Below are 24,145 nucleotides of genomic sequence, written 5' to 3' on the forward strand. Positions count from 1 at the left end.
TAAAATCAACCTCACCTCTTCTGAGTTCTTAGCTATAAGAAATTCAGTTAATTCATTGACTTTGTTATAAATATTTTTTGATACTTTCTCAAATTACCTATTACTGTCCTAAACTCTTAATACTTCATTCATAGCAGTACTCTATTTTAAAATATTAAGTACCTGGCTAGAATGTAGTACTCCACATTATTGATGTATTTGAGTCTTTTAAAAACTCGACAATAAGCTTATTAGTAAATACTGCTTTTTCTATAAAAAACAAGTGGCCAGCATCCTCAACAGTATAGACTTTTGACCCTGGAATGTTTCTACTTAATAACTGTGAATTCTCTGAAGGTATTATCTTATCTTCTCTTCCAGATAAGATCAAAGTCTCTGATTTAATTTTTTGAAGTTCATCTTCAACATTAAAGCCCGCCGCTGCCATTAACTGTCTTTGATAAGCATATTTGGGCTGGGAAGTCATTGTTTTTTTCTCTAAAAGCTCTTCAACGGTGTTTTTATTATTTTGAGTACTTCTTGATATAGACATTTCTATCATAGCTCTGGCTTCGGTCTGAGCTATGAGTGGCTCTCCCCCAGCAAAAATAGTTCTTAAGGATTGTTTTGGAATAGGAATACAATTTGGACCTCCATAGGATGTTGAGCAAAGAATTAATTTGTCTATCATATCGGGGTATTTAATTGCAAAATATTGAGCAATATATCCTCCCATAGAAAACCCCAATATATGACTATGCTTTATATCTAATGCAATTAAAAGTTCAGCTAAATCATCGGCAAAAATTTCGATTGTATACTCTGTATCAGGCATATCTGTTTTCCCAATTCCTCTGTTATCGTATACAATCACCCTAAAATCTTTAGACAGCTCATGAACCTGTTTATACCAAATCCATGATGAATATCCTAATCCACCTATTAACACTAGTGGTATTCCATCTCCATATATCTCATAATAAATATTGATACCATTTGCTTTTACATGTCCCATGTGGGCACCACCACTTCATCTTTTTAATTTAAATATGCAAATGTTGTGCCATATAAGAAAACGTTTTATTTAAAGCTGATTTAAAGGCATAATAATGGATAAAATTCTATTTCCACTATATTGTAAAAAGTAACCCTTTGATTTCACTACCCTTTAACTTTCCAAATTAGATGTACAAAAAAAATACATGTTCATATTTCATACATTATGTATTTTTAAAAACCCAACCTTTATGTTGAATTGCAGACAGAAAAATAGAAGCCTAGTAACCTAGGCTTCTATCTCTTATATCTATTAATTTATTTATTCTTGGAATTCTTTAAAATCTGTTACTTGTTCAAACACATAACTACCATCATTTTCTTGAACTACTCTACTCATAGCCATCTTAGTAACACCTTGACGAACTCCTTCTGAGTAAGTTATTTCAGGAGCTAATCCTGTAGTGAATTGTAGACCATTCATTCCCTCTATATAACCTTCCCAAGATAAGTTGTCTCCAACTTCATTTAATCCTGCTACAAATGTCTCAGCTGCAACCCAACCTGCCATTGTATAAGCATTTATTGGAGTGTCTGGGAAGTATTTAGCCATTGCTGTGTTTAATGGTTCCAAGCTATCTTCTGTAACCTCTAGCCATCCTAATACATTAAGGTTTTTAATTACATTAGGCGCTCCTGGAGCTGCTACTGCTAGGAATGATGCATCAGCATTTGAATAAGTAGTAAGCATAGGCACATTAAATCCAACCTTTTCTGCTTCCTTAAGTATACCTGATACTCCAGTAGACAATCCATATAATATCACTAAATCTGGATCTAAGCTCTTAGCTTTTTGAATTTGAACAGTAAAATCAGTATCTCCTGAATTAAATGCTATTTTACCTTCTTCTGATAGTATTTCTGATTTACCCAACGCATCTAGCCCTTGTTCCACTCCTTCTAATCCATCTCTACCAACATCGTCAGTTCTATAAATTACAACTAATTTATCTGCGTTAAATTCTTCTACTGCATATTTAGCCATCAATTTACCTTCATAAGCATAGATTGGTTGAACTGGGAAAAAGTTTTCTCCTGCTGTTGCAAATTCTTCAGCTCCTCCTCCAAAATATACATCAGGTATTCCTGCTTCTTTAACTATGTCTATTGAAGCCTTAATTCCTGGAGTTCCAAGATGTCCAACTAAAGCAAACACTTCTTCATCATATATTAGTTCTTCTACAGCAGCAATTGATTTTTCTACGTTAAATTCATCATCCTTTTTAATTAATTCAATCTTTCTGCCGTTTACTCCTCCTTCATCATTTACAGTATTAAAGTAAGCTTCCATTCCTGCAAAATAAGGAACTCCTATGAAAGACAATGCTCCTGATTGAACTCCAATTGTACCAACTTTAATTGTGCCTTCAGTAACACCTTGGCTCGCTTGCTCAGTCTCCTTTGCACACGCTGCCAATGAAATAACAAGCATAACACTTAACATTATAGCTAATATTCTTTTTCCTTTTAGCATTTTATTTCCCCCTTAATTTTAAAATTATTTATGATTATCTAAGCCAAAACGCTTAGCTATCAACTAGTTTGACCTTTAACTACTTCCAAGATATGCTTTCTTAACCTTCTCATTATCTCTTAGTTCTTTTGCTTCTCCTTGATGTACAACTTTACCAGTTTCCAAGATATATCCATAATGAGCTATAGATAATGCTTGATAAGCATTTTGCTCAACCAATAGTATCGTTGTTCCTTCGTTATTGATTTCTTGTACTATCTCAAATATCTCTTTGACAATTAATGGTGCTAATCCTAATGAAGGCTCATCTAATAATAATAATCTAGGTTTTGCCATTAATGCTCTTGCTATGGCTAGCATCTGCTGCTCTCCACCAGAAAGAGTTCCTGCACTTTGCTTTTCTCTATCCTTTAAAATAGGAAAATAGTTATATACCCTTTCAAGAGTACTTTTTACATTATTCTTATCTTTTCTAGTATATGAACCTGCTATTAAATTTTCATAGACAGTTAATTCTGGAAATATTTGTCGACCTTCTGGCGACTGAACTATTCCCTTAGAAACTATCTTTTCAACAGAAAGATTTGTAATATCTTTACCTTCAAATTGGATTTTTCCTGTTTCGGGCTTCAATAATCCTGATATTACCTTAAGACTAGAAGTCTTGCCAGCTCCATTTGCTCCTAGTAATGTGACTATTTTACCTTCTGGAATTTCAATAGATACGTCTTTAAGAGCATGTATATATCCATAATAAGCATTTACGCCCTCTAATTTAAGCATTAATTCTCCCCCTTTCCAAGATAAGCTTCTTGAACTTTGGGATCATTCTGAATCTCAATAGGACTTCCTTCGGCGATTTTCTTTCCAAAATTGATAGCACAAATCCTTTCACATATCTTCATTACAAGTCCCATATCATGTTCAACTAATAGGATAGTTATATTAAACTTGTCTCTGATCTTTCTTATTAAATTTGCCAATTCTTCAGTTTCCGTATGGTTCATTCCCGCAGCAGGCTCATCAAGTATTATCATTTTAGGTTCCGTTATTAATGCCCTTCCAAGTTCTATTAATTTTTGAATCCCATAAGGCTGTGAAGTGGCAAGCTGATTCTCTATTCCCTTCAATCCTAAGAATTCCATTATTTTATAAGCCTTTTCTCTAATTCTTTTCTCCTCTTTTCTTATTAAAGGAAGATTAAAACCTTGGGATAAAATACTGCCTTTTGTTTTTGAATGTATTCCTAGTATTAAATTCTCTAATACGGTCATTTGTTTTACTAGCTCAACATTTTGAAATGTCCTTACTAGCCCTATTTCTATAACTTCATGCACATCATATTCTAAGAGATCATATTCCATATGATTATCATCTTTTGGGGGAATGAAACTTATCTTCCCTTCATCTGGAGTATAAAATCTACTTATACAATTAAAAATGGTAGTTTTTCCTGCACCATTGGGGCCAATAAGTCCGTATATACTATTTTCTTCAACTTCAAAGCTTAAATCATCAACAGCCTTTAATCCACCAAAGCTAATAGATAAATTCTCTACCTTTAAAATTTCACTCATATCTAGTCCTCCTATACTTCATTGTTCTTTGGTGCTCGATTTTTATTTCGTATCAACTGCTTTATTTGTGCCCCTATCTTTGCTAACCCATATGGAAAGAACATTATTACTAGTATCATTGATACTCCTGTAAATATATATGGCAAGCTACGGATTTCCCCTATAACCGGAATTCCTTTTATAATTTCAGGTATTATAATTATAAATGCTGCCCCAACGATACCACCTTCAATTGATGCAAGTCCACCAATGACAACCATGGCTAAAAGATTTAAGGATAGCATAACTCCCCATTGGTCAGGCATAGTGAATCGTATAAGATGCATATATAAAGAGCCTGCTACTCCCGCATAAAAAGCACTTACAGCAAAAGCTACTAACTTATATTTAAATAGACTAATTCCCATAGCCTGAGCAGCATGCTCGCTATCCCTCATTGCGACTAAGGCTCTACCTGTTTTAGATCTAAGAAGGTTATATGCGAATATTGATAACAATACTAATACTAGGACAGATAAGACAAAATACATTTCCCTACTTCTAAAGCTAATATTAAATATTTCTATTGGATCTGCTCTCATACCAGAGTACCCATTAGTGAATCCTATCCACTCTTTAAACACTTGTTGTATGGCTACTCCAAAGCCTAATGTTGCTATAGCTAAATAATGTCCTTCAAGCCTTAAGGCAACCAATCCTAGTAAAAGTCCAACAACTAATGGTACTAACCCTGAAAGTAATATAGCCACTATAAAATGTAAGCCTAAAGGTAAGGTAAGATGATTTGAAACAAAGGCAGAAACATATGCTCCAATTCCCATAAAAGCAGCATGGCCTAAAGATATTTGCCCAGCATAACCTAAAAGAATATTAAAGCCTATTGCTATTATTGCGTATATGATAACTGTATTTAACATTGTCATTGTTCCACGTTTGAAATTAAATATTAATGGCAATATGGCAACTAAGAGAATTGCAATAAAGGCCAAAAGTTTTTTATTGTTTATTTTAGATTTTTTCATAGGTTACACCTTCTTTCTATGAACTTTGCCGAATAGCCCCGTAGGCTTAATTACTAATGTTACAATCAGTAGCCCATATACTATAACTGTTTTCCAAGTTAAAGATATATACATACCAACTAAATTGTCTAAAACTCCTATTATTAGCCCTCCAACTACAGGTCCTATAAAGGATCCAAATCCACCGAGTACTGCAGCGATAAATGATTTTAAGTGTACTTCAGTCATCATTGTAGTGGAAATATTCGTTGTTGGTGCAATTAATATCCCTGCTATGGCACCAAGTACAGTGGCAATAATCCACGACATAGAGTACACTCTAGAAACAGGTATTCCCATTAATTTTGCAGTAGTCTCATTTTGAGCTGTAGCTCTAATAGATATACCCATCATTGTTTTTCTAATTAAATAAAAAAGTACTGCCATTATTGCAATAGTAATAGTAATTATAAATAGTGCATTAGGCTGAATGATTACTCCTCTAACATCAATATTGTCTGCTGTTAACGCTTTCCTGAAAAAATATGAATCAATTCCAAACAAAGCTGAAGCTGAACCATTTATAATCATAATAAGACCTAATGTAATTATCATTTTACTAACCAGCGAAGCCTTGCTGGCAGGTCTAATAAAAATCCTTTCTACTAGAAATCCAAATAAAATTGCAAATAGAATAGCTCCAATAAAAACCACTGGATAAGGTAACCCTAATGGCTTCCATAGCTGATAAGCAATAAAACTACTAAACATAGCCATTTCACCTTGTGCAAAGTTTATGACATCTGAAGTTCTAAAAATCAACACCAAACCTAATGCTGCTAGAGCATACAAACTACCAGTCTCCAATCCAGCTATTACGTTTTGAAAAAAAACTGCCATATTGTCTTGTCCTCCCCTTATATTATTGTTGTTTAGTTTTTTAATCCTGTGAAATCATTTTATCTAATATATGTTTTGCTACAAAATATATCATGCAATTTACATGCCACTAGATCAATTATTTGAATTTAGTTAAAATGGTTTCAGATATATAGAGAAAAAAGCTTAAATCTGAAATTTTAAAACAGATTTTAAGCTTCGTATTGTCTTTAAATATTTTAAATTATAAATAATAGTGTGTACTTTTCTGTACAATGTGTACATTTTTTCTACACTACTGTATATTATATTTTTCAATCTTATCATATAAGCTTGATCTACTTATATCTAACATTTTTGCAGCTCTGAGCTTATTTCCATTAGTATGTTCTAAGCATCGTACTATTGCTTCCTTTTCAGCATCCTCAACGATATCTTTTAAGGGCCTCACAGGTCCACTCATTGCTTTTTTAGTATTCTGAGTAATATATACAGGTAAGTGAACAGGTTTAATAATATCTGTTTCTGTTAAATTTATAGCTCTCTCTAATACATTCTCAAGCTCTCTTACATTTCCTGGCCAACTGTGAACACTAAGATAATCCATAGCTTTTTTTGATATATCTGATACATATTTACCAATCTGATTAGATACTTTTTCAATTAGTATATGAGTTAGCTTCTCTATATCCCCATATCTTTCTCTTAATGGAGGTATTTCAATGGTCATAACATTCAATCTATAGTACAAGTCCTCTCTAAATTTTCCTTGATCTATTAATTCTCTTAATTCTTTATTAGTTGCTGCTATTACTCTTATATCAACCTTTATAGGTTTGTTACTGCCAATCCTCTCAAACTCTCTTTCCTGTAATACCCTTAGAAGCTTAGCCTGCATTTCCATAGGCATATCTCCTATCTCATCTAGGAAAATACTCCCACCATTTGCAAGCTCAAATTTCCCTATTTTACCTCCTCTTTTTGCTCCTGTAAATGCACCTTCATCATATCCAAATAATTCTGACTCCAATAAATCAGATGGAATAGCTGCACAATTAACTTTTACAAAAGGACAATAATTCCTTGCACTGTCATTATGTATTGCGTGGGCGAATAACTCTTTACCAGTGCCACTTTCTCCCAACAACAAAACATTCGAATTAGTTTGAGCAGCTTTCCTCCCCATATATTTCGCTTGGGCCATTATTGGACTATTGCCTATTATTGTCTCCCATGAATACTTAGAACCATATATTTCCTTTAACTGTTTCTTATAGTGGTGTATCTCTGTTGAAAGTAGCTTATTCTTTTCTATTATATCCTTAAACTCTTCTAAATCTTGAAACAATACCATCCCAAAGCCATATTTGACATTATTATCTTCGTCAAGTACAGGAATTCTATGAACAATGGCTGTATGACCATTTTCAAATCTATGCTTCCATGCTATTTCTGCTTTCTTATTTTTAAGGACATATGGAAATCTGGTATGTTTATCTACTTCAAATACCTTTTTTCCTATTATATCTTCTATATTATATCCAAGGTAATTGGCAAAAACTTGATTAATCATTCTAACTTTAGCCTCATGGTCTACTAAAATTATTGGAACTGGAACAGGATCAAATATTTTTTGAAGGGTAGATACAAGATAATCTGTTAATACAGGATCTTGACTATTTTGTTCAGTCTGACTATTATCTTTAATCATTCACGAATACCTCCCAATATGCATCCTTTTATCTAGTACTATATTATTTCTACAATTTTTAGAGAAATCCTTTAACATTACTTAAACCTATTTTTATAGAATATTAAGCATTTTATTGAAAGTATTTGTCCCCCTTATTACCCAATGTTAAGATTAGATACTCATTTAATATATTTTCTAAATTATTATTTAAATCCTAATTTAACTCTAAAAAAAGAAGACCTCTAATAAATATGAGATCTTCTTCCTTTATTACAATAACTAAAACCCTATCTTTCAACTATTAAAGAAGTTCCTTGTCCGCCACCTATACAAAGAGTTGCAAGTCCTCTTTTAGAATCTCTTTTAATCATTTCATATATTAATGTAACTAGGATTCTTGCTCCCGATGCACCTATTGGGTGCCCTAAAGCTATTGCTCCACCATTCACATTTACTTTATCCAAGTCAAGACTAAGATCTCTAGTCACTGCTATTGATTGGGCAGCAAAAGCTTCATTTGCTTCAATTAAGTCAATATCTTCTATAGACATATTAGCTCTTTTTAATGCTTTCTTGGTTGCAGGCACTGGTCCATATCCCATTATCTTAGGATCTAGGGCAGCCGATGCATATCCTTTTATCGTTACTAAAGGTTTTAATCCAAGCTCTTCTGCCTTTTCTTTAGCCATAACAATTAACATAGCTGCACCATCATTTATTCCTGAAGCATTTCCTGCTGTAACAGTTCCATCCTTCTTAAAAGCAGGTCTTAACTTTGCCAATTTATCAATTGTAACACCATGTTTAGGGTATTCATCTACGTCTACAGTTATTGATTCTCCTTTTCTCTGAGGTATCATAACTGGAACTATCTCATCTTTAAATTTTCCTTCTTTCTGAGCTTTTTCAGCTTTATTTTGACTCTTCACTGCAAATTCATCCTGCTCTTCTCTAGAAATTTTCCATTGATCAGCGATATTTTCTGCAGTAATTCCCATATGATAGTCATTGAAGGCATCAGTTAATCCATCAGAAATCATGGTATCAATAAGCTGACCATGACCCATTCTATGCCCCCACCTAGCCTTTGGAATCAAGTATGGTGCATTGCTCATACTTTCGACCCCTCCAGCTAATACCACATCTGCATCACCAAGCATTATAAATTGTGCGGCCATACTTACAGTTCTTAAGCCTGAACCACAAAGCTTGTTTATAGTCATAGCTGGAGTTGTATCTGGAATTCCCGCATTAATGGATATCTGTCTTGCAGGATTTTGTCCCAATCCAGCTGATAAAATATTTCCAATAAGAACATTATCAATTAAACTAGGATCGATGCCTGCTCTTTCAATTGCTCCCTTTCCAGCTACAACTCCTAGATCAACTGCTGATAGTTTAGATAAGCTTCCACCATAGCTTCCTATGGGAGTTCTAGCAGCTGATACGATAACAACATCTCTCATTTTCTAGCCTCCTCTTTTTATTTAGAAAATTGCATATTTACAAAATAAAAATATTTCTTCATAAAATTTTAATATTCAAACTCTTCATTTGATAGCATTTTCTTTCCTGTTTTCTTAATTTCTAATTATAATATAACTCCACCTGTTATCTCTAATACTGATCCAGTTATAAATCTTGCTTCATCAGATGCCAAATATAAGTAAGCATTAGCAATATCCTCAGGCTCACCAAGTAATCCTAATGGTGATTTTTTCTTCATCATATCTAGAACTTTATCAGGCATTTTCTTAACCATTGGAGTAAGAATAAAACCAGGAGCTACGGCATTAACTCGTATACCCTTCTTTCCTAGTTCTTTTGCCCATGTTTTTGTCATTCCAATAACACCCCATTTTGTAGCAGCATAGTTTGTTTGCCCATAATTACCATAAAGACCAACTACAGACGATGCATTTAATATAACTCCACTACCTTGTTCAGCCATCACCTTAGCTGCTGCTTGACCACAATTATATACACCTTTTAAATTAACATCTATTACTTTATCCCATTGATCTTCATTCATCTTTAGAAGTGTTGCATCTGCAGTGATCCCCGCATTATTTACAATGATATCAACTTTTCCATATTTATTTATTACTTGACTAATCATATCATTAACTTGATCACCCTTTGTAACATCTACTACTAGTCCCATCACTTCTCCATTGTTAGTTTTTATTTCCTCTACGACTTGGGTTACTTCTTCTTGTGCAATACTAGCTACTACTACCTTAGCTCCTTCTTCTGCGAATCTTTTAGCAGTAAACTCACCAATACCTCTTCCTGCACCAGTTATTATTGCAACCTTTCCCTTTAATCTCATTTTATAACCTCCTCAAATTTTCCCTTATTATTTACAAAATAATATAGTGCAATTATTATGCCATCATTTTTTGTAAAGTGATAAAGGTAAGTTATGAGGTATAATATTTATTTTACCCAATTTAATAATACTTATATTTCTACCTACTATAACAAATAGTGTACTAAATTTAGTACACTATGTTTGATAAATAGACATATGCTTTTGAATATTATTTAGACACGTAATAAAAAATCTAGTATTATAGTATTTAAGGAGGAGTTTTCGTATGAATAATGTATATCTTAAAATTATCACAGTTATAATAATTTCTTTGTCTCTTAGTTCTTGTAGCAACTCTATCAATTATATAGAGGTTTCAAGTGATGATTTTGATGATAAAGTTATTAATCCTTTTCCCGAAGTATTAACTAAAGAAATAGATTTATATTTCGGCAAGTTATCTCCTTCCAGAATTTCAAGTCTTTATAAAGAAGCTGCCACTATAGAATATTCACCTGGACATTTAGAAGAAGCAGTTCTATCTGCCCTCAAATCGGGGCCTAAGAATAATATTCTATTCAAAAATATTATGGCTCCTCATTTAGAAATTCTAGACGTTAACGTAGCTAAAGAAAGTATCTTTGTTAATTTTTCAAGTAAGAACCTTTATGGTGGTAAGAAAGAAGAGTCTTTACTAATTGCCTCTATTGTTAAAACACTAACTGAAATGGGTGAAATTAGCAAAGTTTATTTCTTGGTCGATGGAAAAAAAACTGATTCTCTTATGGGTAACATAGCTACTCAGAATTATTTTACTAAGGATTCTGTTGACATATTACTTAAAGACCAAGAGTCTTTATATCCACTTACCCTTTGGTTTCCAGATAAAAATGGTGACTTTTATTCAAAGTTAGTTAAAGAAGTGAGGTTAATTAATCATTCTCCTAATCCTAAAACGGTTATAGGAAATCTTTTAATTGGTCCTACAAGCCCTGTGGCAAAGGGATGCATTCCATCAAATATAGAAATTCTAGATGTTTGGTCAGAAACAAGTACTACATATGTAAATCTTTCTAGCAAAAACCTCTTTTTATATAAAGGAAATTATTCTATAGAATACAATATACAAAATTCCATTACTAAATCTCTATTACAACTAGATAGTACAGACAAGGTAGTTTTCTTAATAAATGGGAAAAAAGGTTTTAGATTGATAGAGAAAATTGCTATTGATGAACCTTTTACTGAATCCGATTTTGTAGTTAAGGATGATGTTCCTCCTTCAACTGATAAGAAAAATTTCGTAGCAAATATATACCATCCTACATCATCTAATGTGCCTTTAGAATTCGTTAGGTGGGAAAGATCTTTCTTATCTTCTCCTACCCCAGTAGATATTATTTCCAGTTTGTTGATTACGCCACCACATCAAGAAATTGATCCGAATTTTACATTACCATATATTGTGAATATTACTCAAGAAAACACTACCATATTTATTAATTTTTCCAGTGGTGACCTAGAGTTATACAAAGATACTTACAAAGGTATAGAGATGGACATTATATCTTCAATAGTTAAAAGTCTTTGTGATTTAGATTCTGTAGAAAATGTTATGTTTCTTATAGACGGACATAAGAGCAATATATTTATAGAAAAAGTAAGAATTGATACTCCAATAAATAATGAGACTCTTAGTGAAATTACTCGCCCCCTATATGATCCTAATATCGATGACTTTAAAAGCTAGACCTTAAGTATAAGATCTAGCTTTTGTTTAACCAATTTCAATTATAAACTCAGTTCCTTTTCCCAATTGACTATTTACCGTAATAGACCATTGATGCAAATCTATAATTTTTTTAACTATATATAGACCGATACCACTTCCGCCTTTTTCATTTTTTCTAGATTTATCTACTCTATAAAAATTGTCAAAGATTAAATTAATATCTTCTTTGGGAATACCTTGCCCAGAATCTCTAACTATCAACATTTTCCTCCACATTTTTTCTCTGTAACTTATTTCAACATACCCATTATCTCTATTATATTTGATCCCATTATCTATTAAATTAATAATTACTTCCTTGAACTTATACTTATCAGCTACTATTACAATATCCTCTTTACACTTATTTATTATATTAATATTTTTTTCATTAGTTAATGGTTCAAACATTCTTATTATTCTTTGTATTTCTAAATAGAGATTCATAGGTTCTTTCTTTATTTTTTCTTCCTCTAGCCTAGCTACTGCCAATAATGATTTTACTAATCCAGATAGTCTATCAATCTCAACATTTACATCGGTTAGATACTCATTATATGTATCTATATCATTCTTACTGTTTATTAGAGATTCGATTAAAGCTTTTATTGATGCTAGAGGTGTCTTTAATTCATGGGAAACATTTGTTATAAACCTTCTCCTATTTTCGTCAAGCTTATATAGCTCCTCACTCATTTTATTAAATGTTAAGGCTAATTTTCCTATTTCATCTTTCCTTGTGATATCAACTTTTGTATTTAGCTGACCTTTAAGAATACTTTGCGAAGCATCAGTAAGCTTACTTACAGGCTTGGTTATTTTCTTGCCAGTAAAAATTAATAGTACAAATGCTATTATTATCGCTATAACTGATATCCCTGCTGCTTGGTTTCTCAAGCTTTGTACATCTTGCTTAATATGAGTTACGCTTGTGGAAATAAGCACGACTCCTACAACTTCATTTATTTGTAAAATGGGAGCTGTTATTATCATTATATACTCATTATCCATTTTATAATATCCCATAGACTCCTCTTTATTGTCTATAGAGCTCGTCATTTCTTTATTAGTTATCTTTTCACCTATAATCTTATTATACTCATCAGATATAACATATCCATCAGAGTTAAGCACTAGAATCCTTCCATCAATACTTTTTCCATACTCAGGCGTCTTATCTATTAATGAAGTAATATTTGACATATCATCCTTTAATAAATTACTAAACATATTGACATATGACAGATATTCAATCTCATTTTTCTTAAACTGATTATCTTCATACTTAAACATAAGTATAAATATTAAATACACAATAGTAATAATTATGATTAATCCATATAAAAAAGTCATCTTTATACTTAATTTATTAAACATCATAACCTATCCTTTTTAACATAGTACCCAACACCCCATTTCGTAAGAATTACTTTAGGATTTGATGGATCCTCTTCTATCTTTTCTCGAAGTTTGCTAATATGTACATCGACAGTTCTAGTATCTAAACCTGGTTCATTCCATACATGTTCATATAAACTTTGTCTTGAAAAAACTATTCCCTGATTACTAAAAAATATATTTAATATATCGAATTCTTTAGCAGTCAATGTTACCTCCTTATCATCTATGAAAAATGCTCTTTCTAGAGGGTATAGTTTTAGATTATGAACTTTAATCACATTATTTTCTCTTTGATTCTTTTTAAATCTTCTATGTACTGCCTTAATTCTCGCTATCAATTCCCTTGTGTGAAATGGCTTAGTCATATAATCATCGGCTCCCATTTCTAGTCCCAATATTTTATCTATATAATCATCTTTAGCTGTCAACATAATTATTGGTATATCCTTGTTACTTCTTATTATCTTACAAACAGTCATTCCGTCTATTTCCGGAAGCATTAAATCCAATACTATTAAGTCTACCTTTTCATATTTAACTATATTTATTGCTTCATTGCCATCATATGCAGTGAAAACTTCAAAACCTTCTTGCTCTAAACTATTCTTTAGCCCCTTAACTAATAGTCTTTCATCATCAACTAGTAAAATATTCAAAGCAATTCCCCCTTTTGCTATACTATTTTTAGTTTACCATAAAATAACATGATTTTTTATATTTCTTAACTATTTTTATTCCTTTTGATTTACAATATTATTATACATTATTAAAATAAAAAGGATTTCTATTGATATTATTAGAATACTTATAATAATAATTTCAATTTTGAAAGGAGGTTTATGTTTTGAAAGATACATCGTTAGATAATTTAAAAAAGAAAAGAACCATTAGAGGTTGGGTTATGTATGATTGGGCTAATTCAGCTTTTGCTACAACTATAATGGCTGCTGTACTGCCTATATTCTATACCGATGTAGCTGCCTCAGGCCTAGAAAACACTAAAGCCACATCTTATTGGGGCTATACAACATCTATTGCTATGCTTATAATAGCAATTCTAGTTCCAATCTTAGGAGCAATCTCCGACCACTCAAAAGCCAAAAAGAAATTCTTGCGTTTTTTTGCTTTCATGGGAATTATAGCAACTTCTTTACTAATATTTGTAAGCACTGGTGACTATTTACTATGTTCAGTGCTGTTTATATTTGGAAATATAGGCTTTTCAGGTGCAAATGTATTTTATGATAGTTTTCTTCCTGTAATTGCCGATAAAGATGAAATTGATTATGTTTCATCAAAAGGTTTCGCCATGGGTTATCTAGGTGGTGGACTTCTACTTATTGTAAATTTACTAATGATTCAAATGCCTCATCTATTCTTCATACCTAATACACTATGGGCTACTCGAATTTCTTTTTTAACAGTTGGTATTTGGTGGTTTATATTCTCAATTCCATTATTAAGAAATCTTAAAGAAGAAGGAGTACCAGAAGATAAAAATAACAAATCCTACGTAGCCATAGGCTTTTCAAGAATTTTTAAAACCTTTAAAGAGATAAAAAAATACAAGGAATTATTTAAGTTCCTTATGGCGTTTTGGCTATATAATGATGGAATAGGAACTATTATGAGGATGGCTACTATTTACGGAAGAGAAATAGGTATTGGAAAAACTGATCTTATTGGAGCCCTATTATTAACTCAATTTGTTGGTTTTCCATTCTCCTTTCTATTTGGGTATATTGCTAAAAAGATAGGAGCCAAAAAATCTATTTACATCTCTTTAACTGTATATATTATTATAGTTACATGGGGATATTTCTTAGATTCTGCATTAGATTTCTGGATATTAGCTGTTCTAGTGGGAACCGTTCAAGGTGGAAGTCAGGCTTTAAGTAGATCTCTATATGGATCCATGGTTCCGAAGAATAAATCAGCAGAGTTTTACGGTTTCTTAGGTATATCAAGCAAATTTGCAGCTATCTTTGGTCCCTTTACCTTTGCTCTAGTTGCAGATTTAACTGGCTCAAGTAGATATGGCATATTCTCGCTTATATTGTTCTTTATAGTTGGACTTATAATTCTTTCAAGGGTAAATGAAGATGAAGGTAGGAAAGTTGCTCAACTATAATATGTACTATAAAAGAACAAATCTAAATATTACGTAAGACAATCCTAATTTGTATAGAAGTAAGGCTCAATAAGTAAACCCACGATGATCATCGTGGGTTTTATATATTACGCTATTCCTTGGCAGTTTTTGTTTTGAACCAGAGTTGAAGCATATCTATTGATTTCTCTAAAAATTTCTTTCCAATTTCTCACTCTTGTCATTCCTGGCATAATAGGATATCTATTATAATAGCAATCTATTAATAGTACTTTATATCCAGCCATTGACAATTGTAATGCATTCTCATACCTATCTTCTATAAATACATGACAGCCTAAATCCTTTGCTTTATCAACCTTATAATGACTACCTAGTAAAAATAACTGGGCTTGTGGAAGTCTTTTTTCAACTAACCAATCTTTTGTTATCTCAGTCATTTTTTCTTCCCTTGCAGTTACATAGTAAATATTATGTTCATCATGTATTTTATGAAGTATTTCATAGGCATTTTCTCTTATAGTTGCTCTTCTATGAACTTCCTTACCCCATTTTTCATAAAATTTTAAATAATCTTCTCTAGGGATATTTAAAACCTTGTGTATTTCATATTCAGTTACATCTTCTGGCTGTAGATTCACCTTAAAATATTCATTAGCTATGTCTATCCAACAATACGGCTCTGTTATGGTTCCATCAATGTCTATGCAAATATTTAATCCTGTCATAATATCCCTCCTATATGTTTTAGTTATATATTAACAATCCATATTTAATCCAATATTATAGTTAAATTAATTTATAGTTAAATATTATTGTCTTATATTCCCTACTTTTAAATTATGATATACTGAAATAGTTAATCAGAGAGGAGAGAAATCATGACAAGAAATATCCCATTAAGTCATTCTATCACTTCAATAATTTCTACTTTAATTTTAATAATTTCATCTGTTTTACTCGGTTATTCTGCTTTCTGGGGTATACTAGGCGGAATTATAGTTTGTGTAATATTTAGTAAAATAAATGGATTTAGTTTTATCAATATTCTAGATATGGCCTATAATGGTATTAAGTCAGCCTATATTGTTCTAATAATTATGATATTAATAGGTATTATTATCTCTATTTGGATGGGTAGTGGTACAATTCCAGCACTTATGTATTATGGATTTAATTATTTATCGAATACTAATTTCACCTTAGCTACATTTATTATTTCTAGTTTCATATCACTAATTTTAGGTACTAGCGTAGGCACCATAAGTACAGCAGGGATTCCCTTAATGGGAATTGGCATCGGTATAGGTGTTCCACCATATGTAACGGCTGGAGCAATAGTTTCAGGAGCTTTCCTCGGAGATAGAACCTCGCCTATGTCAAGTAGTGCAAATCTTACAGCCGTAATTACAGATACAGATCTCTATGAAAATATTAAATACATGATTGTAACCCTGATTCCAGTTCTCATATTCTCATTATTATTCTATTATCTCATAGGGAAAAATTATGTTTTGACTCAAAATGTATTAGGAGAAATAAGCACTATCAAATCCCTTATTAATGATAATTTTAATATCAGTCCTTTACTATTATTGCCACCAGTAGTAATAATAGTAATGTCACTATTAAAAGTTAATATTAAGTATAATTTGATCTCAGGCATAATCTTAGGAATACTTCTATCCTTTATATATCAAAATAGTAACATATACGAAATTATACAGACTGCCATATTCGGCTTTAATAGCTCTAACCCAAATATAAATGAAATCATTTCAGGTGGAGGATTTATAGCTATGAAGGGAATTCTATCTATAGTTGGTGGTGCAACAGCATTGTATGGTATCTTAGAAGGTACAAATATGATTAAACCTATTATAAATTCCTTTATAAAGAATATTAATACCATTCCTTCTTTAATTATAAAAACATGTATATTAAGTATACTTATGGATATCATCACTCTTAACCAAACCTTATCCATAATAGTCCCAGGAAAATCTATGAAAAATACTTATAAAGAACTTAACGTATCTAACAATATATTAGCCCGTACCATTGGAGATTCTGGAACTGTTGTAGCACCTTTAATCCCTTGGAATATTAATGGATTAGTTATATCAGTGGCACTAGGTGCAAGTGTAATTAAATACGCTCCATTTGCTATCTTATGCTATTTATTACCACTGTCTACTATGGTATTAAGTTATTTTGAAAAAAAGTGAGATCAGATTAATCTGATCTCACTTTTTTTACTCATCTAAGGTTATTGCCACCTCATCAAATCCATCAAGCATCTCTTTTAGTGTGCCCATACTTACTGGTTTGCTAAATAAATATCCTTGCATATACTTACAGTCAAGCTTCTTCAAAAAATCTAATTCCATCTCAGTCTCTACCCCTTCTGCAATTACATCAAGGTTTAGATTTTGTGCTATAGCGATAATTGATGACACAATCGCAGCATTCTTTGAATGCTCAGTTATGTCCTTTACAAAAGATTGATCTATCTTTAAATTATCTATGGCAAATTCTTTTAAATATCTAAGTGACGAGTATCCAGTTCCAAAATCGTCAATTGAAATGCTTATACCCATTTTCTTTAATGCCTCTAATGTCTCAATAGTATAATTAGTATTAGTAACTGCCATTGATTCAGTAATCTCAAGCTTTAGAAACTTAGGATCAAAATCTGTTTCCTTTATTATTCTTGCCACTTTATCTATAAAACCTTCTTCTTTAAATTGTATTGCCGATATATTTACTGATATAAATAGATTCTGATTATACTGCTCTTGCAATTGCTTTGCTTCAATACACGCAGTTTCTAATATTTTTTCTCCCAAAGGAATAATAAGTCCATTTTCTTCCGCTATAGGTATAAACTTAGCTGGTGAAATCATTCCTAATTTGGGATGCATCCACCTAACTAAGGCTTCCATACCCTCAATTCTTCTACTCTGACCATTTACTATTGGTTGATAATATAGTATAAACTCATTATTTTTTAAAGCATATCTCATGCTGGCATCAAGGGCTATTTCCTCCAGTAAAGATTCTTTCATAGATGGGGAATATAGTTGATATGTATTTCCTCCCATATCCTTAGCTCTATGCATAGCAATATTCGCATTCTTTAATAATGAAAATTCATCTTCTCCATCTTTGGGGTAGAAGGATATACCAATGCTGTATGTCACAAATAGTTCATGATCTTCTACTGTTCTAGGAGACTTAATCTTCCTAATCAAGTCTTCAACTAAAGTTATTACTTTCTTTATATTTGTAACTTCTGGTATAAGTATTCCGTATTCATCTCCACCAATACGAGATATTACATTTTCTTTCTTCAATAGTCCCTTTAACTCTACTGCCACCTGTTCCAGAAGTTTATCTCCTAATTCATGTCCAAAAGTATCATTAACTTTCTTAAATTTATCCATACCTATCACAACAACTGCTAATCTCTCATCATTTCTTTTACAATGGGCTATTGATAGATTTAGCTGATTTGTAAAAACATCTCTATTGGGTAATCCCGTTAAGTTATCGTAGTAGGTTAGACGTGTTATTTTATCCATCATTTTATTAAAACTTCTGCTAGCTTGTCCTATTTCATCATCTGTTATATTCTTAGCTCTAACTGTCATATCTCCATTGGCTGCCTTTACAAACATATTTTTTAAGTTAATTATCGGCCTTGAAATTGTTTTAACAAAAATACTACCAAAAATATATGCTAATATTATACTTAAGATACCAATAAAAATAAGATATTTATTCATACTCTCTATAGGTGAATACACATATCCAATAGGAATTTTCGTTATGATACTCCAGTTATTTGTATTAGGTATTCTATTGAAAAAGTATAAACTTTCTTTTCCCCTAAAATAAAATCTAAAGAAACCTTTTTCTTCTACCATATTTTTCTTTACAGCAGTTACCATTTCTTCAGTCATAACTTCAGAAGATATCATAATATTTTCCTTCATACATATATTAGAATCAGGATGGGCAAAAATCAGACCTTTACCTGTAGCCAAAAAAGAATATGAGCTATCATAATCTACTCTAAAATCCCTAATATATGCATACATGCTCTTTAAATCAATGGCTCCACCAAGTATTCCAACTCTATTTCCACTTTCATCTTCTATAGGTGAAAATATAAAGAAAGCAGCTTTTGACTCTGTGTTTGTAGATATCGGATCAGAAATTGTTGTTTTTCCATACATATTTTCTTCTATGAGCTTTCGAAGTGTCGAATTATTATAGCTATAATCTGATGTAGAATAGTAGTTTCCTCTTGTATCTGCAATAAATAAATATTCATACATATTGTTTCCCATATTCAATTGTTTGTCAAAAAGAGAATTGATATTATCCCATTCTAAATTCTCCACAAATGGACTTTGAGCAAATATGTCCATTTCACTTCTTCTTTCACTAATCCAATAATTTATATATTCTGAATAAGCAGTAGCATCCTTCTGCCCTTCTGTATTCACAATATCCTTTATACTATTAGCTGAAAGCCTATATGCCATTACTATTGGAAGTGCTGTTATTATAATAACCGTTGTAAAAAATAAAATTAGAAACTTTCCTTTTATGCCTTTAAAGCTTCTCATTCTATACACCTATGGTTCTTAACCTTTAATTTATTCATCATATAGTATATTTCCCCTTTGATATATTCAGTTCTAATTATATAGTTACTAATAGTGTATCTTTTTTTAAAATTTTTTTACAAATATCATTACCTATCTTAATCAAAGATAGGCGAAAAGTATTTCTTGACTGAGTCATTTTCTGGTAATCTTCCGGTTGTATATGTGGTATTGGGAAAAATATATACAATATCTTCAATATTCTTATTTCCTTGTATATATTCTATAGCATTAAGTATCATTCGTCTTCCATCATCTAAAGCTTTATTATAAATATCGTAAAAGCTATCATTACAAACATCTTTTTTATCACATGGATGATTCCATTGTAACTTAAGGTCATTCATATAGTCTATATCATCTTCTATATGACGTGGATAAGTAAGATTACAATAATTTCCTTTATCATTTAATAGTATCTCTAATATACAAAGCATCCCTTTCTTTATTCCTATTGGGTCATATATAAGCTTAAATACCTTTTTCATATCTCTATAAGCATCATTAGCTAAATGAGAATCTATTTCAATCTTATATAATAGCTCTATTATATAATTATAAAATTTCTGTATAGAATCAGGTAAATTTTCTCCAGCGTTAATTTTGTCAGTAACTTTATATTTATAGCTTCTTTTATTTTGTTTCTTCATAAGCAAAATGGTATCTATTATTAATTCAAATCTCTTATGATATCCTTTATACTTATATGTATCTGGGCGATTTTTATCATATTCTCCAGTAAAATAATATATATAAGGGTGAGCCTTTCTATCTAAAGCAAAGTGACACATAAACCCTGATAGATATGTGAATAAAACTTTTTTTTCATTTGAATTATTTATTTTGTTTTTTATATACTTCAATCCTTCAATAAAAAACTCACCTGTATTCTTTAGATGCATTAATTTACCTATCTTAGGACCTCTTTTATCCTTAACCCATGGTAAAAAATCATTATAAAAAAATATATCTGGTCCCTGACATCCAAGAATAAATAATCCTTTATTATCTACAAAGTTTTTGTGAAATTCATTATCCTTAAGCTTACTAAGCATATCTTGTCCGAACAGAATATGGGTTATAATATCTGGCATATATTACCTCCTATATAAACTATATTATTTCTATTCCACTTACTTCTATTTCTTTATTAGGCAAGTCCGAAGTATATTCCGCCATATTTACCATTACTGTATTACCAACTTTTATTTTTTCATGAAAATATATGTTAAATCCTTCTATATGGTATTGAGTAAACTTCTCCTCTTCCTTTGGTGCTATAGTCTTTACAAAGACTTCTTCAATAGGCTGTCAACAACTTCCTATTTTTTCGCTATAAACAGTGATTGAGCTCCGCCCTAAATCCTTAAGATATCTTTTAACTTTATCACTTATTTTAATTTCCAATGTAATCCCTCCAGTCTTTAACCTCAATAAGACTACCTATTTTCTCACTATATCTATCAATATATATTTATTATATTATTTCCTCACCTAACAGTTATTATATTTAAAAGAATATACATATATTCAATTATCAATTTTTAATTATTTACCCACTGGAGTGTATTTCTAACTAGCCTATATTAGAAATCTAATAATTCTTTCCCTATAATTATTCATTATATCACTTGAAAATCAAATATGCTCATTTGATATTATTTGTAATTCTACTAATTCATGAGTATAATATAGTAAAATACATCTGTCGTATTAATATATGCAGGTCCTTATGACAGCACTGGAATAGAATTTTTAATGGCTAAAAAAAATAATGAAGAAGATATAAAAAACTTAATTAAGTCTTCATCAGGAATCCAAAATATAAGTGCTGCTATGGAAAATCTGCTTCTTGCTGCTGCCAACATGGGTTATGGTGGATGTTGGATGACTGGCCCAAATTATGCAGCTAAGGAGATTGAAAAATTAATAGGATTCGAAAAGGAAGGCTATCATCTAGCTACCATGACTCCTTTAGGCATTCCAGAGGATTCTAAGCCAAGCAGACCTCCTCGTAAATCTCTAGATGATGTTTTAACAATAATTGATTGAATTTATAATAAGCTTTAGCTATTAACTTTACATGCAAAATTAATCTAAATGCTATAGTACTTAGTTGCTTTATAATTAGTATAATTATGAAAGTATTTTATAAATTACTCTTGTTATCAATATCTATTAGTTCTTTTTTATGAAAATTGTATATTATAAGTAGAACTTGAGAAAATATATTAAAATAGCAATTTGAAGGAAATATTATTTTATAATTTTCTTCACAATAATTGCATAGAAGGAGGGCTAGTAATGGATATTAGTAGAGCTAAGAATATCATAAATAGTAATGTTGAAATAGAAGTTTTCTATAATGATGACTCAGTTTGGATTAAAAACTTAGATGAATCTTCAGGTATAGCTCATGTTGAAAGCCTAAGAAACAATACGGATATGGAGGTCCCTATATCAGATCTTCGAGAAATAAATAGTTAATCTAATATGACACTAAAAGGCTATGATTAGCAATCATAGCCTTTTAGTTCATTAAGAGTTATATTTACTGCTTGCTTTTCTTTAACTTAATTTTCTGTTCTTATTAATGACTTATACTCAGTGCTTTTAACGATAAAATCATTATTATAACTATAAGTCTATCTAGATTCATAAAAATTGCACCATTATATTAAGATTCCTAAGGAAATGCAGGCAGCCAATCCTATACTTAAGAAGTTAACTAAATCATTATTAAAGTAACTAACCCCTCTTATTAACTTTGTTGGCTTACCTCTATATACCTTTTTCTCTGTTTCCCTTGCGGCTTCATCTGAATAATATATTCCTTGGACTGTTGCTCCTAAAATAGAATCTATTATTCCTCCTAAAAATCCACATATAGCTACTATTAGAAAAATACTTAAAATATCTATATCTAAACCTGTTATTCCTATTATGGATATTAAAATAACAAAAGAAACTGATATGAAAGCTGAACCAAAGAATCCAGCTAGAGTTCCCCATAAACTAACCGCTCCTGAAGTTCCTTTGGCTACCCTCCTAAATGTCCTTAACGACAAAGGTTTACTATTATTCAATACACCTAGCTCAGTTGACCAAGTATCTGCATTTGCAGCAGCATAGGAAATAGCTACGACCACTAAGAAGCTTACATTACCAGTGATAGCATATAGAATAGAGAATATAAGTCCTACCCCACCATTGGCAAATACCTGTATTATATCCCTTTTTCCAGTTTTATCAAATTGGTCGGCTATAGATTTCTTCTTACTCTTCTTAAAGTGACTAAGTATGCTTGAACTAATAAAAAACAATATCATTAATGCAGCTCCATATATTCCTGATGTTGCAAATATTCCTGTTCCTAGAATAATAGCTCCTATTGAACCGCTCACACTTAAAGATTCTACATTATAGGCGACATAGGCTATAAATACGCTAAAAATTAAACCAATACCACCCCTAAGTAATATATTAAACAGTTGAGATTGAATTGAAATCTTCAGTAAGAAATATGCACTTAAAGCTGTTATTAAAGGAACTGTTAAGTTGTCTAATCCCCAAGGAGTCAGAGCTTCTACTACAGTTGCTATTACTGCTAAGATAAAGCTAATTGCTAAAATTTTAAAACTATATCCGTTGGAAAATATTAATATTAATAATGCTACTAGATAAGAAAGTATAAACATGGTTATAGAGCCTTCTAAGCTCTTAACATTATTATAGATTTTAATTTTATTTTTCCCTAGTTTTTTCCCTATTATTGCAGCAAACCCATCACCATAACCCATGACTAGTATTCCTACAGCTCCAATATACTTCAAATTATTTCCTAATAGTCCATTTTTCCAAGTTAAAATTATTAGAAATAACAAGGATACTGGAAAGTATATCGTTCCTAAATCTGCTTTACTCTCATTTCTTTCCATACTCTTAAAAACACTTTTCTTATAGGAAATATAATTTAAAATTATAAATAAAATAGGTGGAATTATAGCGTACTCAATTTCAGGAATAAAAATCATTGAGAAAATCCACCAATGGGACACACCTATATGTATAAATTTTCTGGTAGCCTCATTGCTTAATTTCATTTTAACTTTTAAAGTTTCAGATATTGCAATGATTATTAATACAAAAACTATAGATGAAACCATTCCCCATAATCCCATTTCCATAAATCACTCCTTTATCTTTTGTAAAAA

General features: G+C 31.1%; 20 protein-coding genes. 5 read left to right on the top strand and 15 right to left on the bottom strand.

From position 1 onward, the window contains the following. Nucleotides 1–166: 166 nt before the first annotated feature. The 9 genes from JMO20_RS13125 to fabG form a co-directional block, all read right to left on the bottom strand. Nucleotides 167–994: an alpha/beta fold hydrolase gene (locus JMO20_RS13125; RefSeq protein WP_202710141.1), complete on the bottom strand. Its 828-nt coding sequence runs from the start codon at nucleotides 992–994 to the stop codon at nucleotides 167–169. Between the two features lie 303 nt (nucleotides 995–1,297). Beyond that, a complete protein-coding gene (locus JMO20_RS13130) occupies nucleotides 1,298–2,509 on the bottom strand; it encodes an ABC transporter substrate-binding protein (RefSeq protein WP_202710142.1) in 1,212 nt (403 codons plus the stop codon). Nucleotides 2,510–2,584: 75 nt separating this feature from the next. Beyond that, nucleotides 2,585–3,292 (bottom strand): ABC transporter ATP-binding protein, encoded by a 708-nt coding sequence (locus JMO20_RS13135; protein WP_202710143.1) that lies wholly within the window; start codon nucleotides 3,290–3,292, stop codon nucleotides 2,585–2,587. Continuing rightward, complete coding sequence (locus JMO20_RS13140) at nucleotides 3,292–4,086, bottom strand: ABC transporter ATP-binding protein (RefSeq protein ID WP_202710144.1); 795 nt, start codon at nucleotides 4,084–4,086, stop codon at nucleotides 3,292–3,294. Before JMO20_RS13140 ends, JMO20_RS13135 begins: the two co-directional genes overlap by 1 nt. Before the next feature lie 11 nt (nucleotides 4,087–4,097). Next, on the bottom strand, nucleotides 4,098–5,108 hold the full coding sequence (locus tag JMO20_RS13145) for a branched-chain amino acid ABC transporter permease (protein WP_202710145.1): 1,011 nt from the start codon (nucleotides 5,106–5,108) through the stop codon (nucleotides 4,098–4,100). 3 nt (nucleotides 5,109–5,111) lie between these two features. Then, nucleotides 5,112–5,987 (bottom strand): branched-chain amino acid ABC transporter permease, encoded by an 876-nt coding sequence (locus JMO20_RS13150; protein WP_202710146.1) that lies wholly within the window; start codon nucleotides 5,985–5,987, stop codon nucleotides 5,112–5,114. Nucleotides 5,988–6,261: 274 nt separating this feature from the next. Next, entirely contained in the window at nucleotides 6,262–7,677 is a 1,416-nt protein-coding gene (locus tag JMO20_RS13155; RefSeq protein ID WP_202710147.1) for a sigma-54 interaction domain-containing protein, read from the bottom strand. Nucleotides 7,678–7,946: 269 nt separating this feature from the next. Further along, nucleotides 7,947–9,125, bottom strand: a complete 1,179-nt coding sequence (locus JMO20_RS13160) for an acetyl-CoA C-acetyltransferase (RefSeq protein WP_202710148.1) — start codon at nucleotides 9,123–9,125, stop codon at nucleotides 7,947–7,949. A 125-nt stretch (nucleotides 9,126–9,250) separates the two neighbouring features. Beyond that, nucleotides 9,251–9,991 (bottom strand): 3-oxoacyl-ACP reductase FabG, encoded by a 741-nt coding sequence (gene fabG, locus JMO20_RS13165; RefSeq protein ID WP_202710149.1) that lies wholly within the window; start codon nucleotides 9,989–9,991, stop codon nucleotides 9,251–9,253. Between the two features lie 268 nt (nucleotides 9,992–10,259). On the opposite strand from fabG, the gene JMO20_RS13170 reads away from it, so the two are divergent. Continuing rightward, entirely contained in the window at nucleotides 10,260–11,723 is a 1,464-nt protein-coding gene (locus tag JMO20_RS13170) for a GerMN domain-containing protein (RefSeq protein ID WP_202710150.1), read from the top strand. 27 nt (nucleotides 11,724–11,750) lie between these two features. Here JMO20_RS13170 and JMO20_RS13175 read toward each other — a convergent pair whose 3' ends face one another. Next, the gene (locus JMO20_RS13175) at nucleotides 11,751–13,121 is read right to left on the bottom strand and encodes a sensor histidine kinase (RefSeq protein WP_202710151.1); all 1,371 of its coding nucleotides are present in this window, start codon (nucleotides 13,119–13,121) and stop codon (nucleotides 11,751–11,753) included. Next, nucleotides 13,121–13,801, bottom strand: a complete 681-nt coding sequence (locus JMO20_RS13180; protein ID WP_207753504.1) for a response regulator transcription factor — start codon at nucleotides 13,799–13,801, stop codon at nucleotides 13,121–13,123. Before JMO20_RS13180 ends, JMO20_RS13175 begins: the two co-directional genes overlap by 1 nt. A 188-nt stretch (nucleotides 13,802–13,989) precedes the next feature. On the opposite strand from JMO20_RS13180, the gene JMO20_RS13185 reads away from it, so the two are divergent. After that, nucleotides 13,990–15,276, top strand: coding sequence for an MFS transporter (locus tag JMO20_RS13185; protein WP_202710152.1), 1,287 nt, complete (start codon nucleotides 13,990–13,992; stop codon nucleotides 15,274–15,276). 107 nt (nucleotides 15,277–15,383) lie between these two features. Here JMO20_RS13185 and JMO20_RS13190 read toward each other — a convergent pair whose 3' ends face one another. After that, the gene (locus JMO20_RS13190) at nucleotides 15,384–15,983 is read right to left on the bottom strand and encodes a 5' nucleotidase, NT5C type (RefSeq protein ID WP_202710153.1); all 600 of its coding nucleotides are present in this window, start codon (nucleotides 15,981–15,983) and stop codon (nucleotides 15,384–15,386) included. A gap of 153 nt (nucleotides 15,984–16,136) precedes the next feature. On the opposite strand from JMO20_RS13190, the gene JMO20_RS13195 reads away from it, so the two are divergent. Next, the gene (locus JMO20_RS13195; RefSeq protein WP_202710154.1) at nucleotides 16,137–17,483 is read left to right on the top strand and encodes a Na+/H+ antiporter NhaC family protein; all 1,347 of its coding nucleotides are present in this window, start codon (nucleotides 16,137–16,139) and stop codon (nucleotides 17,481–17,483) included. A gap of 27 nt (nucleotides 17,484–17,510) precedes the next feature. Here JMO20_RS13195 and JMO20_RS13200 read toward each other — a convergent pair whose 3' ends face one another. Both JMO20_RS13200 and JMO20_RS13205 read right to left on the bottom strand, forming a co-directional pair. Next, nucleotides 17,511–19,892: a bifunctional diguanylate cyclase/phosphodiesterase gene (locus JMO20_RS13200; protein WP_202710155.1), complete on the bottom strand. Its 2,382-nt coding sequence runs from the start codon at nucleotides 19,890–19,892 to the stop codon at nucleotides 17,511–17,513. 137 nt (nucleotides 19,893–20,029) lie between these two features. After that, entirely contained in the window at nucleotides 20,030–21,025 is a 996-nt protein-coding gene (locus JMO20_RS13205) for a zinc dependent phospholipase C family protein (RefSeq protein WP_202710156.1), read from the bottom strand. A gap of 664 nt (nucleotides 21,026–21,689) precedes the next feature. On the opposite strand from JMO20_RS13205, the gene JMO20_RS13210 reads away from it, so the two are divergent. After that, entirely contained in the window at nucleotides 21,690–21,983 is a 294-nt protein-coding gene (locus JMO20_RS13210; protein WP_202710157.1) for a nitroreductase family protein, read from the top strand. 252 nt (nucleotides 21,984–22,235) lie between these two features. Further along, a complete protein-coding gene (locus tag JMO20_RS13215; RefSeq protein ID WP_202710158.1) occupies nucleotides 22,236–22,418 on the top strand; it encodes an H-type small acid-soluble spore protein in 183 nt (60 codons plus the stop codon). Between the two features lie 185 nt (nucleotides 22,419–22,603). Here the strand turns inward: JMO20_RS13215 and JMO20_RS13220 are convergent, their stop codons facing one another. After that, entirely contained in the window at nucleotides 22,604–24,118 is a 1,515-nt protein-coding gene (locus JMO20_RS13220) for a DUF92 domain-containing protein (RefSeq protein WP_202710159.1), read from the bottom strand. Nucleotides 24,119–24,145: the final 27 nt, after the last annotated feature.

This window comes from Sporosalibacterium faouarense (genome assembly GCF_016765695.1).
GTDB classification, from domain to species: Bacteria; Bacillota; Clostridia; order Tissierellales; family VENL01; genus Sporosalibacterium; species Sporosalibacterium faouarense.

Bases quoted from the DNA above. Each gene is read 5' to 3' on its own strand.
- JMO20_RS13130 (WP_202710142.1), bottom strand. From the start codon at position 2,509: ATGCTAAAAGGAAAAAGAATATTAGCTATAATGTTAAGTGTTATGCTT.
- JMO20_RS13160 (WP_202710148.1), bottom strand. From the start codon at position 9,125: ATGAGAGATGTTGTTATCGTATCAGCTGCTAGAACTCCCATAGGAAGC.
- JMO20_RS13175 (WP_202710151.1), bottom strand. From the start codon at position 13,121: ATGTTTAATAAATTAAGTATAAAGATGACTTTTTTATATGGATTAATC.
- JMO20_RS13200 (WP_202710155.1), bottom strand. From the start codon at position 19,892: ATGAGAAGCTTTAAAGGCATAAAAGGAAAGTTTCTAATTTTATTTTTT.
- JMO20_RS13210 (WP_202710157.1), top strand. From the start codon at position 21,690: ATGGCTAAAAAAAATAATGAAGAAGATATAAAAAACTTAATTAAGTCT.
- JMO20_RS13135 (WP_202710143.1), bottom strand. From the start codon at position 3,292: ATGCTTAAATTAGAGGGCGTAAATGCTTATTATGGATATATACATGCT.
- JMO20_RS13170 (WP_202710150.1), top strand. From the start codon at position 10,260: ATGAATAATGTATATCTTAAAATTATCACAGTTATAATAATTTCTTTG.
- JMO20_RS13205 (WP_202710156.1), bottom strand. From the start codon at position 21,025: ATGCCAGATATTATAACCCATATTCTGTTCGGACAAGATATGCTTAGT.
- JMO20_RS13195 (WP_202710154.1), top strand. From the start codon at position 16,137: ATGACAAGAAATATCCCATTAAGTCATTCTATCACTTCAATAATTTCT.
- JMO20_RS13215 (WP_202710158.1), top strand. From the start codon at position 22,236: ATGGATATTAGTAGAGCTAAGAATATCATAAATAGTAATGTTGAAATA.
- JMO20_RS13150 (WP_202710146.1), bottom strand. From the start codon at position 5,987: ATGGCAGTTTTTTTTCAAAACGTAATAGCTGGATTGGAGACTGGTAGT.
- JMO20_RS13145 (WP_202710145.1), bottom strand. From the start codon at position 5,108: ATGAAAAAATCTAAAATAAACAATAAAAAACTTTTGGCCTTTATTGCA.
- JMO20_RS13125 (WP_202710141.1), bottom strand. From the start codon at position 994: ATGGGACATGTAAAAGCAAATGGTATCAATATTTATTATGAGATATAT.
- JMO20_RS13190 (WP_202710153.1), bottom strand. From the start codon at position 15,983: ATGACAGGATTAAATATTTGCATAGACATTGATGGAACCATAACAGAG.
- JMO20_RS13155 (WP_202710147.1), bottom strand. From the start codon at position 7,677: ATGATTAAAGATAATAGTCAGACTGAACAAAATAGTCAAGATCCTGTA.
- JMO20_RS13140 (WP_202710144.1), bottom strand. From the start codon at position 4,086: ATGAGTGAAATTTTAAAGGTAGAGAATTTATCTATTAGCTTTGGTGGA.
- JMO20_RS13220 (WP_202710159.1), bottom strand. From the start codon at position 24,118: ATGGAAATGGGATTATGGGGAATGGTTTCATCTATAGTTTTTGTATTA.
- fabG (WP_202710149.1), bottom strand. From the start codon at position 9,991: ATGAGATTAAAGGGAAAGGTTGCAATAATAACTGGTGCAGGAAGAGGT.